The organism is Pseudolysinimonas kribbensis, assembly GCF_039531715.1.
In the GTDB taxonomy this organism is placed as follows: domain Bacteria; phylum Actinomycetota; class Actinomycetes; order Actinomycetales; family Microbacteriaceae; genus Pseudolysinimonas; species Pseudolysinimonas kribbensis.
The window spans coordinates 822468-836575 of sequence record NZ_BAAAQO010000002.1 but is presented as its reverse complement, the minus strand read 5'-3'; the positions used below and the strand labels follow the sequence as shown (position 1 = coordinate 836575).

13 protein-coding genes are annotated in these 14108 nt (G+C 72.1%); 4 read left to right on the top strand and 9 right to left on the bottom strand.

Annotated elements, in window-relative coordinates:
* Window positions 1-5: 5 nt before the first annotated feature.
* Window positions 6-1208 (bottom strand): FAD-binding domain, encoded by a 1203-nt coding sequence (locus ABD285_RS04780; RefSeq protein ID WP_284254130.1) that lies wholly within the window; start codon window positions 1206-1208, stop codon window positions 6-8.
* A gap of 104 nt (window positions 1209-1312) precedes the next feature.
* Between ABD285_RS04780 and ABD285_RS04775 the strand changes: the two genes are divergently transcribed.
* Both ABD285_RS04775 and ABD285_RS04770 read left to right on the top strand, forming a co-directional pair.
* Entirely contained in the window at window positions 1313-1648 is a 336-nt protein-coding gene (locus ABD285_RS04775) for a hypothetical protein (RefSeq protein WP_284254127.1), read from the top strand.
* A complete protein-coding gene (locus tag ABD285_RS04770; RefSeq protein WP_284254126.1) occupies window positions 1635-2216 on the top strand; it encodes a carboxymuconolactone decarboxylase family protein in 582 nt (193 codons plus the stop codon). Before ABD285_RS04775 ends, ABD285_RS04770 begins: the two co-directional genes overlap by 14 nt.
* A gap of 4 nt (window positions 2217-2220) precedes the next feature.
* Here the strand turns inward: ABD285_RS04770 and ABD285_RS04765 are convergent, their stop codons facing one another.
* The 6 genes from ABD285_RS04765 to ABD285_RS04740 all read right to left on the bottom strand — a co-directional run bounded on the left by ABD285_RS04765 (window position 2221) and on the right by ABD285_RS04740 (window position 6526).
* Entirely contained in the window at window positions 2221-2526 is a 306-nt protein-coding gene (locus ABD285_RS04765) for a Dabb family protein (RefSeq protein WP_284254124.1), read from the bottom strand.
* Window positions 2523-3062 (bottom strand): hypothetical protein, encoded by a 540-nt coding sequence (locus ABD285_RS04760; protein ID WP_284254123.1) that lies wholly within the window; start codon window positions 3060-3062, stop codon window positions 2523-2525. The genes ABD285_RS04765 and ABD285_RS04760 overlap by 4 nt, the downstream gene beginning before the upstream one ends.
* A gap of 207 nt (window positions 3063-3269) precedes the next feature.
* Complete coding sequence (locus ABD285_RS04755) at window positions 3270-4418, bottom strand: AAA family ATPase (protein ID WP_344200735.1); 1149 nt, start codon at window positions 4416-4418, stop codon at window positions 3270-3272.
* 33 nt (window positions 4419-4451) lie between these two features.
* Window positions 4452-4688 carry a hypothetical protein gene (locus ABD285_RS04750; protein ID WP_284254122.1) on the bottom strand — a complete coding sequence of 79 codons (237 nt, stop codon included), beginning with the start codon at window positions 4686-4688 and terminating at the stop codon, window positions 4452-4454.
* 281 nt (window positions 4689-4969) lie between these two features.
* A complete protein-coding gene (locus ABD285_RS04745) occupies window positions 4970-5560 on the bottom strand; it encodes a CDP-alcohol phosphatidyltransferase family protein (protein WP_284255674.1) in 591 nt (196 codons plus the stop codon).
* Between the two features lie 45 nt (window positions 5561-5605).
* Window positions 5606-6526, bottom strand: coding sequence for a hypothetical protein (locus tag ABD285_RS04740; protein ID WP_284254121.1), 921 nt, complete (start codon window positions 6524-6526; stop codon window positions 5606-5608).
* 106 nt (window positions 6527-6632) lie between these two features.
* Here ABD285_RS04740 and ABD285_RS04735 point away from each other — a divergent pair, with 106 nt between their 5' ends.
* Complete coding sequence (locus ABD285_RS04735; protein ID WP_284254119.1) at window positions 6633-10031, top strand: esterase-like activity of phytase family protein; 3399 nt, start codon at window positions 6633-6635, stop codon at window positions 10029-10031.
* Window positions 10032-10248: 217 nt separating this feature from the next.
* Here ABD285_RS04735 and ABD285_RS04730 read toward each other — a convergent pair whose 3' ends face one another.
* On the bottom strand, window positions 10249-12300 hold the full coding sequence (locus ABD285_RS04730) for an acyl-CoA dehydrogenase family protein (protein ID WP_284254118.1): 2052 nt from the start codon (window positions 12298-12300) through the stop codon (window positions 10249-10251).
* 151 nt (window positions 12301-12451) lie between these two features.
* Between ABD285_RS04730 and ABD285_RS04725 the strand changes: the two genes are divergently transcribed.
* Window positions 12452-13150 (top strand): alpha/beta fold hydrolase, encoded by a 699-nt coding sequence (locus ABD285_RS04725; protein WP_284254117.1) that lies wholly within the window; start codon window positions 12452-12454, stop codon window positions 13148-13150.
* A gap of 3 nt (window positions 13151-13153) precedes the next feature.
* Here ABD285_RS04725 and ypfJ read toward each other — a convergent pair whose 3' ends face one another.
* Window positions 13154-14041 (bottom strand): KPN_02809 family neutral zinc metallopeptidase, encoded by an 888-nt coding sequence (gene ypfJ / locus ABD285_RS04720; protein ID WP_284254116.1) that lies wholly within the window; start codon window positions 14039-14041, stop codon window positions 13154-13156.
* Between the last annotated feature and the right edge of the window lie 67 nt (window positions 14042-14108).

Sequence of the window (14108 nt, the reverse complement as noted above, 5' to 3'; positions counted from 1 at the left end):
GCCATTCAATCGGACGGCGGCGGCAACTCGATCGGGTCGCGCAGGCTCCGGCCGGTCACGAGGTTCGCGACGAACGGGATGCCCATGAGCCCGACGAGCGCATCGCGCACGATCAGCTGGGCACGGGTGCGGGGCGCGAACGCGGTGCCGAGCCCGATCGCCGCGTCCTGCTTGGTGCGCACGACGGGAGCCAGGCGCTGCTCGTACGCCGCGAACGCGGCGGCATGGTCGCCGTGCGCGTCCCGGAGGGCGCGGGCGAGCACGTACGCCTCGACCATGGCGAGCGCCGACCCCTGACCGGCCAGCAGCGACGGGCTCGCGGCGGCGTCGCCGATCAGGGCGACCCGTCCGCGCGACCAGGACGGCATCCGGATCTGGCTGGCCTTGTCGAGGTAGAAGGTGCGGGCGGTGGGCATGAGCTCCAGGATGCGCGGCACCTCCCAGCCGAGGTGGCCGAGCCGCCGACGCAGCAGCTCCTGCTGGGCGGTCACGTCGTCGATCGGTACGGCGCCCTCGTGCCGGAACATGAAGCAGAACATCGTCACGTCGTCGCGCAGCGCGATTCGCAGCGTCTGAGCGCCGACCTGCGTGCGGGTGATCGCGATGAGCTCGTCGCGGGGACGATAGCCCCGGATGTCGAAGGCGGCGACGGCGATGCCGAGGTCGCGCTCGTACCCGGCCTCGGGCCCGAACGCGAGGGCGCGCACCCGGGAGTGCAGGCCGTCGGCGCCGATCACGAGGTCGAAGGCGCGGGATCCACCGCTCGTCAGTTCGACGCGGACCCGGTCGCCGTCGTCATCGAGCCGTTCGACGGTGTCACCGAAGAGCATCTCGATGCTGCCGGCCCCGCCGGCTTCCACCACGTCGCGGACCGCGTCGAGGATCGCGGCGGCCAGATCGGATCGGGCGATGGTGACGTAGCGCCCGTCCGCCCCCGCGATGAGACGCTCGGCGTCGAGCTGCGTGATCTTGCGGCCGTGGTCGGAGACCTCGCGCATGGTGCGGAAGTGGTACCCCTCGGCGAGGAGCCGGGGCACGAGACCCATCCGCTCGGCGACCGTGTACCCGGTGCCCCAGAAGTCGACGACGTAGCCGCCGCGGCGGGGCTCGGGCGCGCGCTCGAGCAGCGTCACGTCATGGCCGTCGCGCGCGAGCCAGTAGGCGAGGGTGGGCCCCGCGATCCCGGCTCCGACGATGAGGACCTTCATCCGCGCTCCCTAGTCCGGTGGTTCGACCGCTGGTCTAAGAATGGCACGAGGACGGCCGCGCCACCACCGTTTCTTGTGACGGCCGCTCGGGATAAGGTGCCCGCGTGACCGAAGACGCTCGCTCCCATGCCGAACTCGCCGCCGCACTGCGGGAACGCGTGCTCGCCTCGGGGGTCCTCGCTCCGGACCTCCGGCGCGGCATCCTCGCGCGCGGAGGCGGCGGCTCGATTCCGGTCGACGCGCCGTACGACGAGCTCGTGCGGCAGATCGCCGGCGCCTCCTTCCGCGTGGTCGATCGTCAGGTCGACGAGGTGCGCGAGGCGGCCGGATCGCAGAAGGCCGCATTCGAGGTCGTGCTCACGGCATGCATCGGCGCCGGGCTCTCCCGCTGGGACGCCGCGTCCGCGGCGATCGACGAGGCGACCGATGCGCCTGCCTGAGATCGAACGCGGCGACGACCTCCGGCACCGCGCCCTCATCCGGATCATCTCGGCCGTGTCCGGCATCCGGCTGCCCGACGCGGCCCGGGTCGCCTTCTACGACCGCGCCTTCGCCGGTCCCGCACTCGGCGCGTGGACCCAGCGAGCGCTGCGCGGTCCGAGCACGTGGAGCGTCTCGGAGCGCGAGCTCATGGCCTCGATGGTCGCGACCTGGAACAGCTGCCCGTTCTGCATCGGCGCCCACCGCGCGGTCGCGGTGAAGGGCATGGATCCCGAGATCGCGGACGCCGTCCTGACCGACTACCGCACCGCCCCGATCCCGGAGCGCCTGCGGGCGGCGCTCGCCTTCCTCGAGCGGATGACGACGGCACCGGCCGAGCTCGACACCGACGACGCGCGCCGCGCCCTCGCGGCCGGCGTCACGGTCGACGAGCTGCGGGATGCCGCCGCCGTCGGCACGATCTTCAACGTGATCGCCCGCTACGCCAACGCGCTCGACTTCGAGATCCCGAGCGTCGAGGAGTTCGACACGGCGGCAGGCATGCTGCTCAAGCGCGGGTACAGCTGACCGGTCAGGCGCCGGCTGCCACGTCGAACACGACGATGCGGGCGGCGTTCTCGCCGAGGAAGTCCGCCACGACGGCGTGCGACGGATCGGGCAGATAGGCGTCACGATCGGCGACCGTGGCGAACCGGACCACCATGCCCCAGTCGTGGTCGCGCTCGAGGCCCTCGGTGCTCACGCTCGTTCCACGATCGATCGCCGTCACCCCGCGGATGCCGCGCAGGTGCTCGTCGACGAGCGCATCGGCCCGCGTGCTCGACTCGGCGGCATCGCCGCGCCACCCGACCAGGACCACGTGCGTCACGCCGCTCATCCCTCGACGATACGTGCCGCGCGGTTGCCGTCGCGCGCATCCCGGATCGACAATCGGAGGATGCGCGCGGGACAGGTCTGGTCGGTCGCCGATGCGGAGCCCGAGACGTGGACCGTCGGGATGGGCGCCGAGCAGTAGATGACGTGACTGATGTTCTTGCCCGACGGGTGGCTGAAGGTCGTGGCCTGCAGACTCTCGACCTGGTTCCAGGTGGTGCCGGCGGCGTCCGCGGGGTACTTGTAGGTCGCGTTGCTGTAGTAGGCGTTGTTCTCCGCCTCGACGCTCTCGCCCGTGCTGCCGGACTTGATGACGACCTTGGTCCACTGGGAGCCGGCCGGCGGCTGCCCGAGCGTCCAGGTCGCGCCGCCCGGGTCGTCGATCTTGGCGCAGACCTCGTTCGTGCCGGGGGTCTGCCAGTAGGACGGCGCGTTGCTCTGATCGGCGGGCGGATCGGCCGCGGCCGGTCCCGTTGCGGCGAACACGAGGGCGACGGCTGCCAACACGGTGGCAGCGGCCGCGACGATACGGCGGGGCATGGGGATGCTCCTTGATGAGGGCGACCGCGAGCGCGCCGCATCGTATGCGGAGAGATTCGGGTCTCAGGGGGATGGGGGGTGACGGTGGCCCTGGTCAAGCGGGGGGTACGGGTTAGGCCACCGTGCCGCTGACGCTACGTGTCCGCCGAAAGGGGGACCACCCCTCGTTGGGTAAGACTTCTCTCACGCGGCGGTGTTCGCGCCCTCTCAGCGGGTCGGCCAGCTCCAGGACGGCTCGTCGAGGGTTCCCTGACCGGCCACCTGCGTCTCGCCGGCGACCTTCCGAAGCTCCGCGACGCGCCCACCGCCCTGCCGCAGCGCGTCGACGATGACCGCCGCATGCGAGACGACGACGAGCTGCGACTCCCGCGACGCCACGCCGATGAGCCGGGCGAGCGCCGGCAGCAGCTCCGGATGCAGGCTCGTCTCCGGCTCGTTGAGCACGATGAGCCCCGCCGGACGTGGTGAGAGCAGCGCGGCGACCCAGACGAGGTAGCGCAGCGTGCCGTCCGAGAGCTCGGCCGCGCTCAGCGGGCGCAGCAGTCCGGGCTGGGCCAGCGTCACCTCGAAGCGGCCGTCGTGCTCCCGGATGTCGAGCCGGCTGCCCGGGAACGCCTCGTCGACGGCGGCATCCAGTCGCTCGCGCATGCCGATCTCCCGGATCGTCTGGAGCGCGCCGGCGAGATCGCGGCCGTCGGAGGCGAGCACCGGCGTGCGGGTGCCGATCTCCGCGGCGCGCACGGGCGACTCCGGGTCGGCCCGGATGTGGTCGTAGAACCGCCAGCCGCGCAACGCCCTGCGCACAGCCCGCACCTCGGGCGAGTCGACCTCGTCGAGCATGCTCTCCCACGGCGCGAGCGCGCGATCGGCGGATGTCCACCCACCGTCGTCGCGCAGCCGCACGTGCGGCCCGATGCGCTCGGCGAGCGCCGTGGCCGGCCGCGGCACGGAGCCGTGCCAGATCGACTCGGCCTTGATCTCAGGGTCTCGTCCGAACAGCGACCCCTCCTGCGGGATCGGCAGACCGAGGTCCACCGCGTAGCCGAACTCGTCGCCGGCGAATCCCATGCGCAGCGAGACCGGGCCGGTGCGCACGGTGCCCTGAGCGGGGGCGCGACCGGCGCGCACATCCCGACTCAGCGTCTCCGGCCCCGCCCACAGCGTCGACGAGAGGCCCCCTTCGCGCGCGAGCGCCGCGACCGAGCCGTCGCGCCCGGCGGCGGCCAGCAGGCGCAGTGCGCGGTACAGGCTCGACTTGCCGCTGCCGTTCGGCCCGGTGATGACCGTGACGGGAGCGAGATCCAGCCGCAGCCGCCGGATCGAGCGGTAGCCGTCGATCGCGAGCGCCGTGAGCACGCCCTCAGTGTAGGAACGGCCACGGACGCGCTCTCACAGGGCGAGGGCGACCTCGGTGAGATCGTGCCCCGCGACATCCGGACCGTGCGGCAGCATCGGGTGCAGCTCGAAGGTCATGCCGCGCTTGACGAGCATCGCGACGTACTGCAGCGCGCCCTTGCCGTAGACCAGCCAGCGCTCACGGCCGACGTTGATGAGCCGGTACGCGCCACGGCGACCGGTGAACTCCACCTCGGCCGTCTGGCTCGACGGCAGCTCCATCTCGTTCATGCTTCGATGCTCGCCCGTTGCGGGCGCGGAGGCATCGGTCTGGGGGTGGATTCCGCCGTACTCCCGCGGGAGTAGGGCGCCTCAGGCGCCCGCTTCCCGACGAGGGCCGCTTCGGCTGGGACGACCTTCGCATCGCCCGCGCACTCCGCCGCCGCACCGTTTCCGAAATGCAGGAGCAGACGGCCCTCGAGCCAGGCGCAGGCGACCTCTCGTCCGACGCCGCCCGCACGTTCTCCTGCATTTCGGAAGGGGGCGACGCGGCGAGAACGGAGGCGGCGCGCCTAGCGCTCCGCGGGGTGCGCGTCGCGCGCGAGCATCGCGGTGCCGCGCAGCAGCGTCCACGTGTAGAGGGCGTCCGCGACGACGTGGAGCACGGCCCCGAGGATCACGATCCCGAGGGCGAGATCGCGCAGCAGCAGATTGTCGGGCGCGATGGCCGCGACGAAGAGGATGAGCGGCATCCCGATCATGAGCAGCGCCGTGCGGATCCGGCCCACCCACCGCACCGGGATCGCGCGGTCGCGGCTGCGCGCGAACACCGCGATGCCGAACACGAGGTCCGGCACCATGATCGCCAGCAGCAGCCACCACGGCAGGTACCCGCCGATCACCATCGTCACCGCGATGACGATCTGGCTGAGACGGTCGGCGATCGCATCGAGCTTGCGGCCCAGCTCCGACACCTGGTGGAAGCGCCGCGCGACGTAGCCGTCGATCCAGTCGGTGGCGGCGAGCGCGAGCGCGGCCACGAGGGCGCCGAACGGCGAGTGCAGCGGCAGCAGCAGGATGACGAACAGCGGCGCGAAGAGCACGAGGCGCGCGAGCGAGATGACGTTCGGCACCGTCAGGACACGGTCGCTCGCCTCGGGCATCACCCCCGTATCCTGCCCCATCCCCCCGATGCGGCGGACCGGTGCTCAGGCGGCGTCGAAGTGGCGCAGCACCCGCAGGGCGCGGAGGGTGACCATCCGGCTCGGCTCGCCCGACGGCTCCACCTCGCCGATGCCCGGCTCCGGCGGGGCGTTCTCGGCGATCCAGCGGCCGTCGGCGCCGCGGCGCGTGCGCACGATCTCGAGGGCCTCGTCCAGGCGCGGGTCGGTGCCGCGGCCGGCATCCCGCAGGTGGTCCAGGCCGCGGAGCACGTCGTAGAGCCAGCGTCCCGGCCAGCCGAAGCGCAGGAAGCCCTCGTCGACGAGCTCCCCGGTAGACCGGCGCCGCAGCATCCCGCGCTCGAGCAGGTACTCCTCGCCGCGGGCGCGGGCTGCCGCCGCCGGCTCCCAGCCCCCGACCGCGCGCTCGTAGGCGAGCAGCCCCTCGAGCACCCGGATCGTCGAGTTGAAGGAACCCCGGGAGCTCTGCGGCGCCTCGCAGTTCCAGCCGCCGTCGGCCAGCTGCTCCGACACCAGCCGTTCGGCCAGCGACCGGGTCGGCTCGCCGAAGAAGGCGCCCTGCGAGAGCACCTCCCCGTTGATGCAGGCCTCCACCTCGCCCTCGAAGTACGGGGGCGACCCGAACTCGTCGGGCCAGTGCACGAGGTCACGGGTGAGCTCGATCCGCCGGCGCACCTCCGGGTCGGCGGGATCGGGCCCGAGCAGCCGGATGATCTCCAGGATGTCGAGATTGAACCTCCACGTCGGCTCGCCCTCCCCGCCGCCGCCCCAGGTGCCGTCGGGGCGCTGGCGCGCCAGCCATCCGGGGCACCAGCCCTCGTGCGCCACGCGCGCCCGCTCGGCCGCCACGGCATCCGGGCTCGCGTCGGTCAGGTCGCGCATGGCCTGCCAGCGGACGGCGGGATCGCCCTCCAGCAGCCAGTCGATGACCTCGTCGTCGCGGCTCATGCGCCCCACCCTGCCGTGGACCGCCGACGGCCGGAAGTCTTTCGTTCTTCCCAAGTTCACCCATCGGGTGTCTCATGGGACTGTCACCTATCCGGGGGGTAGAACCGTGTCCCACCTCATCCGCTCCATCGCCGTCGCCGCCGCCACCGGCGGACTCGTCCTCACCGGGATCGCCGTCGCGGCCCCCGCGAACGCCGCGAGCACCGACATCGTCATCAACGAGGTCTACGGCGGCGGAGGCAACAACGGCTCCACGCTGACCAACGACTTCATCGAGCTCAAGAACCTCTCGGGCGCGGCCGTCGACGTCGACGGCTGGACCCTCGAGTACCGCTCCGCGAGCGGCTCGTCCGGCGGCAGCACGACGCTCGCGGGGTCGATCGCCGCCGGTGCGACGTACCTCGTGCAGGAGTCCGGCGGCACGAGCGGCACCGTCGCGCTCCCGTCCCCGGATGCCACCGGCACCCTCGCGCTGAGCGCGAGCAACGGCACCGTGGTGCTGCATCACGACGCCACCACGGTCGACCTCGTCGGCTACGGCACCGCGACCGTCTCGGAGACCGCGCCCGCGCCCGGCCTGAACGCCGCGACCTCGGACGCCCGCACCGGCGCCGACACCGACGACAACGCCGCGGACTTCAGGGCCGGGATCCCGACCCCCACCAACGCCGCGGGGCAGACCGTCGACCTCGGCCCGGGCGACGGCGGCGGCACCCCGCCCACCCCCGGCGACGTGCGCATCCACGACATCCAGGGCGACTCGTGGGTGTCGCCGCTCGACGACCAGAAGGTGCAGAACGTTCCCGGCATCGTGACGGCCGTGCGCAACACCGGATCGAGCCGGGGCTACTGGATCCAGGACCCGACCCCCGACGCCGACACCTCCACGAGCGAGGGCGTGTTCGTCTTCACGAGCACCCCGACCGTCGCCGTCGGCGACTCCGTGCTCGTCTCCGGCACGGTCAAGGACTACTACCCGCTCGCCGACGGCGACACCCTCGCCACCACCTCCAACCTCTCGACCACCGAGATCGGCAGCTCGAGCGTGTACGTGCTCTCGCACGGCAACGCCCTGCCCGCCCCCGTGCTGCTGACGCCGACGACCGTGCCCGACCGGTACGCGCCGGACCTCGGCGGCGCGAACATCGAGACCACCGGCATCCAGCCCGCGCGCTCCGCCCTCGACTACGACGAGTCGATCGAGGGCATGCGCGCCGAGGTCGACGACGCGCGGGTCGTCGGCCCGTCGAACCCGTACGGCGAGACGTACGTGACGACCAAGCCCGACCAGACGGTGACGCCGCGCGGCGGCACCTTCCTCACGGGCGAGAACCAGACCCCGTCGGGACGCCTCGAGGTCGTGCCGATCGACGGCTCCGATCCGGCGGCGAACGTCGGCGACGTGCTCACCGGCGCCACCGTCGGCCCGATCGACTGGTCGAGCTTCGGCGGCTACCTCATCGCCGCGACGAAGCTCGGCACCGTCGCCCGGCACGGCCTCATGCCCACGGTCGCGTCGAAGCAGGCCGCCGATCAGCTCGCGGTCGCCACCTACAACGTCGAGAACCTCGCCCCCGGCGACCCGGCCGCCAAGTACGCGCGGCTCGCGGCGGGCATCGTCACCAACCTCGCCTCGCCGGATGTCGTGGCACTCGAGGAGGTGCAGGACAACGACGGCGCCGCCGACTCGGGCACCGTGGCCGCCGATCAGACCCTCCAGAAGCTCACGGCCGCGATCGCCGCCGCGGGCGGGCCGTTCTATCAGTGGCGCGAGATCGACCCGGTGAACGACCAGGACGGCGGGCAGCCGGGCGGCAACATCCGGGTGGCGTTCCTGTTCGACCCGTCGCGGGTCTCGTTCGTCGACGCCGGATCGGCATCCGTCGACCGCTCCACGACCGGCACCGCGGTCACCAAGACCCGCGGCACGGTCGGCCTCACCCTCTCGCCGGGGCGCATCGACCCGACGAGCCCGGCCTGGCAGGACAGCCGCAAGCCGCTCGTGGGCGAGTTCGTCTTCCGCGGGCAGCACGTCTTCGTGATCGGCAACCACTTCGACTCCAAGCTCGGCGACCAGAACGCGGACGGCCGGTTCCAGTACCCGGCGCAGTCCTCCGCCGTGCAGCGCAAGGCGCAGGCGACCGAGGTGCACGATTTCGTCGCCTCGATCCTGAAGCGCGATCACAACGCCAAGGTCGTGGTCGCCGGCGACCTCAACGACTATCAGTTCAGTCCGGCGTTGCAGACGCTCACGGGCACCGGCCCGCACCGGGTGCTGACCGACCTCATCACGACGCTGCCGCAGAACCAGCAGTACACCTACGTCTACGACGGCATCTCCGAGGCGCTCGACCACATCCTCGTCACGCGGGGCGCCGGCTCGGTGCGCGACGGCTCGGTGCAGTACGAGGTGGTGCACCTGAACGCGGAGTTCGCCGACCAGGTGAGCGACCACGACCCGCAGCTCGTGCGGCTCCGGATGGCGAAGCGGCCGACCCTGCCGATCTGCTCGCCGGATGCGCTGGCCGTCTCCTACACCGACGCGCTGAACAAGCAGCAGGTCGACGGCGCCACGGTGGGCGGGCTCTCCTCGCTCGCCTACGACGCGCGCACCCGCTCCTACGTCTCGGCGGTCGACAACCACGCGGCCGACCCCGCACGGATCTGGTTCATCGGCAGCCCGACGCACCCGACCGCGACGCACGCTCCGCTCGTGCTGAAGGCTCCGGATGGCACCCCGTACACCGGCGAGACGGCCGACGACGAGGGCCTCGCCGTGCTGCCGGACGGCGACTTCCTCGTGAGCTCGGAGACCGAACCGTCGATTCGGATCTTCGGGCGCGACGGGGTGCAGAAGGCGTCGCTGCCCGTGCCCGCGCGATTCGCGGTGACCGGCACGACATCCGATGGGCAGGCCACCGCCAATGCGACCCTCGAGGGCCTGACGATCTCGCCGGACGGGAAGACCATCGTCGCGGCGATGGAGGGCGCGCTCTCGGGCGACGTCTCCGCCTCGGGCGACGCGACGATGCACCGCTTCCTCGTCTACACGGCGGGTCGGCACGGCACGTGGTCGCTCTCGAAGCAGATCGCCTATCGCGCGGAGGCCGGTCAGCGGATCCCGGAGGTCGCCGCCTACGGCCGGGACTCCCTGCTCGTCGAGGAGGCGTCGTACGACCCGGCCACCGGCAACGCGGTCTCCCTGTACGCGGTGACGAAGGCGTCGAAGGCGACCGACGTCTCCGGCGTCGCCGATCTCTCCGCCGCGACCGGCGACGCCGTGGCGAAGAAGCTCGTCGCGGATCTCGTCACGTGCCCGACGCTCGGTGCGACCGCGCTCGAGCCGCAGGCGAACCCGCTCCTCGACAACTTCGAGGGCATGGCGGTCACCGGCAGCCTCGGCATCCACGGATTCCACGGCGCGGCCATCAGCCTCATCAGCGACGACAACTTCAGCGCGACCCAGCGCACGCGGGTGCTGAACCTCGTGGCGAAGCTGCCCTGACCCGCGGGGTGCGGCGCCGGGGCCCGACGTCGAGGAATGCGCCGCTACCTGCCGGTCATCCCCGTCAGCGGCGTCAGCTACCGATCGCGGCGTATTCCTCGACGCGGGGCGAGCGCCTCCGCGATGTCGGTGCAGATCCGCTCGAGGAAGGAGGCGGCATCCGGATGCGCGCAGTGGTCGAGCGCCGACATCCCGCTCGTCCCCGCATGCCAGGGGTTCAGCGCTTCGGCGCGGCGGCCTTCTTCTCCATCGTGGGCGCCGTGCCCGCCGCCTCCTGGGCCGCGAACCAGGCGCGGGCCTCGTCCTGGCGCTCGCGCTCGACGCCGCTCGCGACCGAGGCGCCGAGGTGGGCCTGCTCGAACTCGAACGCGTCGACGAGCGCCTGCGCGTGCGGTCGCAGCCGCGGCAGCAGCCGGTCGTCGATGTAGTCCGTGATCGCCTGGGCGCGCTGGCCGGAGATCCGGCCGTTGATGAGGTGCCACGCCGCGTGCTTCTCGATGAGCCCCAGGCCGAACAGGTCGCGCAGCCAGGTGAGCACCTTCCGGGTGCCCGGATGCGTGACGCGCGCGAGCCCGGCGGTGAACGCCTCCCACTCGAGCAGCTCCGCGTGCGCGTACGCCGCCTCGATGAGCTCGTTCTGGTTCGCGTTGAACAGGGCGGCGGCCTCGGTGGGAGAGAGCTTCGCGACGCCGCGCATGCGACCCGCGATGTCGCCGACCATCGTCTCGACCCGGTCGGTCAGCAGCGCGCGCTGCGCGGCCGCCGACTGCAGCCGTCCGATCGAGCGGGCCGTCGATCCCAGGTCGCCGATGCGCTGACCGAGCGCGCGGAGACCGGAGCGGTTGATCGCCACCTCACCCACCTGGGCGGCGACGAGTCCGGCGATGGCGGCGGCATCCGGCTTGGAGAAGCGGCGCGCGTAGTCGCTCAGCAACCGCTTCGCGACGAGCTGCAGGAGCACGTTGTTGTCGCCCTCGAACGTCACGTACACGTCGAGATCGGCTCGCAGCAGAGCGACGCGGTTCTCGGCCATGAAGCCCTGACCGCCCATCGCCTCGCGGGTCTCCTGCAGGATGTCGAGGGCCGCCCACGTCGAGAACGGCTTGAGCGAGGCCGCGAGGGTCTCGAGCTCCTGCCGGTCGGCGTCGGTGTCGTGGGCGCCCGAGAAGACGTCGTGGAACTTGGCCAGCAGCTCCTCGTGCGCGAACGACATCGCGTAGACGGTTGCGAGCCGCGGGAGCAGGCGGCGCTGGTGGCGCTGGTAGTCGAGGAGCGTGATCTCCTCGCCGTCGGCCGAGTCGGCGAACTGGCGGCGCTCGTTCGCGTAGCGGATCGCGATGGCCAGCGCCAGCTTGCTCGCCACCGTCGCCGAGCCGTCGAGCGAGACGCGGCCCTGCACGAGGGTGCCGATCATGGTGAAGAAGCGACGGCCGGGGCTGGCGATCGGCGAGCTGTAGGCGCCGTTCTCGTCGACATCCCCGTAGCGGTTGAGCAGGTTGGTGCGCGGCACCCGCACGCCGGAGAAGTGCAGACGCCCGTTGTCGATGCCGTTGAGGCCGCCCTTGAGGCCGTCGTCCTCACCGCCGATGCCCGGCAGGAACTCGGCGCCGTCGCGCAGCGGCACGTACAGCGCGTGGACGCCGTGGTTGACGCCCCGCACGATGAGCTGGGCGAAGACGACCGCGCCCTTCGCGTCGATCGCGGCGTTGCCGATGTAGTCCTTCCACGCCGCGCGGAACGGGGTGTCGATCACGAACTCGTCGGTCGCGGGATCGAAGGTCGCCGTCGTGGCGATGGAGGCGACGTCGGAGCCGTGCCCGGTCTCGGTCATCGCGAACGCGCCGGGGGTCGCGAGGCTCATCGCACCCGGCAGGAACGCGTCGTGGTGGCGCTCGGTGCCGAGGTGCATGATCGCGGCGCCGAACAGGCCCCACTGCACGCCCGCCTTGATCTGCAGCGACGGGTCGCCGATGAGGAACTCCTCGAACGAGGCGATGTTGCCGCCGTGGTCCTCCTCGCCGCCGAGGCGCTTCGGGAAGGCACGGTGCACGGCGCCGTGCTCGACGAGCAGCTCGAGCTGATGGAAGACGCGCTTGCGGTGCTCCGGCATCGGCAGCCCGGGCTCGCGCTGGAACTCCGGCCGCTTCACCAGGTCGCGCGAGTGGCGGCGGGCCGCGGCCCAGCGCCCCATGAGCAGCTCGCCGAGCTCCTCGACATCCACCTCGCCTGCGCCGCCCCCGGTCTCCACGCGATCGACCACGTCCGTCATGACATGCCTCCCGATGATCCTTCTCCGACGGTAGGTCGGCCGCCGCAGGGGGTCGAATTCGTGGTCCGACCCCACGAACCGGCCTCGGCGCCCGGTCCGGGCGGGATGGCGGAACCCTACAAATGACGGACGCCCCGCTTAGCGTGGCCGCATGAATGTGATCCTGATCCCCGGCTTCTGGTGGGATGCGTCGCTCTGGCGCGACATCGAGCCCGCGCTCCGCGATGCCGGCCACTCAGTGCGCTCCCTGACCCTCCCCGGCCTCGCCGCCGGCGACGACCCGACGGCGATCGGGATGGCGGACCAGATCGACGCGGTCGTGGCGGCCATCGACGCGGCCGGCTCGCCCGTCGTGCTCGTGGGCCACTCCGGCGGGGGTCCGATCGCGTGGGGCGCGGCGGACGCGCGTCCCGACCGCGTGAGCCGGGTGGTGTTCATCGACGCCTTCCCGCTGCCCGAGGGCGGCAGCATCAGCGACGAGTGGAAGGTCGTCGACGGCGTCATCCCCGTGCCCGACTGGAGCGACTTCGGCGAGGGCGACCTGCTCGACCTGACCGACGAGCTGCGCGCGGAGTTCCGGGAGCGCGCCCTGCCCGAGCCGGCACGGGTCGCGAGCGACGCGATCCACTACGGCGGCGACGCCGAGGTGCGGCACCGGATCCCGGCCACGCTAATCGCGACCGGATTCCCGGGCGACGACATCCGGGCCGCCATGGCCGGCGGTCACCCGTTCATGGCGGAGCTGAACGCGCTGAGCGATGCGCAGATCCGCGACCTGCGGACCGGCCACTGGCCGCAGCTCACGAAGCCCGCGGAGCTGACCGCCGAGCTGCTCGACGTACTCGGCTGAGCCTCAGAGCTCGCGGCCGGAGACCCCGAAGGTGTCGCACTGCACCCGGCCGCCGGTCTGCTCGTCGTAACCCTCGGAGAACCACCGGTCGCGCTGGGCGCTCGTGCCGTGCGTGAAGCTCTCGGGGTCGACCTGACCGCTGCCGAGAGTGGATTGGATGCGGTCGTCACCGACGGCGGCCGCGGCATTCAGCGCGTCGCTCACCTGGGCGGTGGTCGGCGGTTTGAGGAACGGCGTGCCGTGCTCGTCGGTGGTGTGCGACGCCCCCGCCACCCACGACCCGGCGAGACAGTCGGCCTGCAGCTCGAGACGGACGCTGTCGGACGTGGGGCCGGATGCGCGCAGATCGAGTCCGTCGGTGATCCCGGTGATGTTCTGGATGTGGTGGCCCCACTCGTGCGCGACCACGTACAGCTGCGCGAGCGGGCCGCCCGACGCGCCGAACCGGCTCCGGAGTTCGTCGTAGAACGCGGTATCGATGTAGACGGTCTCGTCGTTCGGGCAGTAGAAGGGCCCGACGTCCGCGGTCGCCGCGCCGCAACCGGTCGAGGTCGCACCGTCGAACAGGGCCAGCTGCGGCTGGGTGTACGTCGAGCCGAGGGTGTCGGCCCAGTAGGCGTCGAGCGAGGTCGCCGCGGCCTGCATCCGGCAATCCATGTCGTCATTGGCTTGGGCGCCGGTCGCGCACTGATTGAGCGCGGTCGCGCTCGAGTCGGGCACCGAGCCGGTCGTCGGCACGACGCCCGACAGGTCGACACCGAACAGCTGCGCGATGAGCACCACCGCGACGACCACGATGCCGCCGCCGCCGAGTCCGGCGCCGATCGCGACGTTGCGGCCCCGTCGGCTGACCCGTCCGCCCCGGATGTCGGCGTCGTCGTTGAACGTCATGGCGGGACGCTACTCCGCGGCTCGCCCGCCCCGGCCGCCTGCTCGGATGATCGCCAGCTCCGCCGCG

Excerpts from the sequence above, each read along its gene's own strand:
- ABD285_RS04740 (WP_284254121.1), bottom strand. The coding sequence starts at position 6,526 with ATGAGCCGCGACGACGAGGTCATCGACTGGCTGCTGGAGGGCGATCCC.
- ABD285_RS04745 (WP_284255674.1), bottom strand. The coding sequence starts at position 5,560 with ATGCCCGAGGCGAGCGACCGTGTCCTGACGGTGCCGAACGTCATCTCG.
- ABD285_RS04760 (WP_284254123.1), bottom strand. The coding sequence starts at position 3,062 with ATGCCCCGCCGTATCGTCGCGGCCGCTGCCACCGTGTTGGCAGCCGTC.
- ABD285_RS04730 (WP_284254118.1), bottom strand. The coding sequence starts at position 12,300 with ATGACGGACGTGGTCGATCGCGTGGAGACCGGGGGCGGCGCAGGCGAG.
- ABD285_RS04765 (WP_284254124.1), bottom strand. The coding sequence starts at position 2,526 with ATGAGCGGCGTGACGCACGTGGTCCTGGTCGGGTGGCGCGGCGATGCC.
- ABD285_RS04780 (WP_284254130.1), bottom strand. The coding sequence starts at position 1,208 with ATGAAGGTCCTCATCGTCGGAGCCGGGATCGCGGGGCCCACCCTCGCC.
- ypfJ (WP_284254116.1), bottom strand. The coding sequence starts at position 14,041 with ATGACGTTCAACGACGACGCCGACATCCGGGGCGGACGGGTCAGCCGA.
- ABD285_RS04770 (WP_284254126.1), top strand. The coding sequence starts at position 1,635 with ATGCGCCTGCCTGAGATCGAACGCGGCGACGACCTCCGGCACCGCGCC.
- ABD285_RS04725 (WP_284254117.1), top strand. The coding sequence starts at position 12,452 with ATGAATGTGATCCTGATCCCCGGCTTCTGGTGGGATGCGTCGCTCTGG.
- ABD285_RS04750 (WP_284254122.1), bottom strand. The coding sequence starts at position 4,688 with ATGAACGAGATGGAGCTGCCGTCGAGCCAGACGGCCGAGGTGGAGTTC.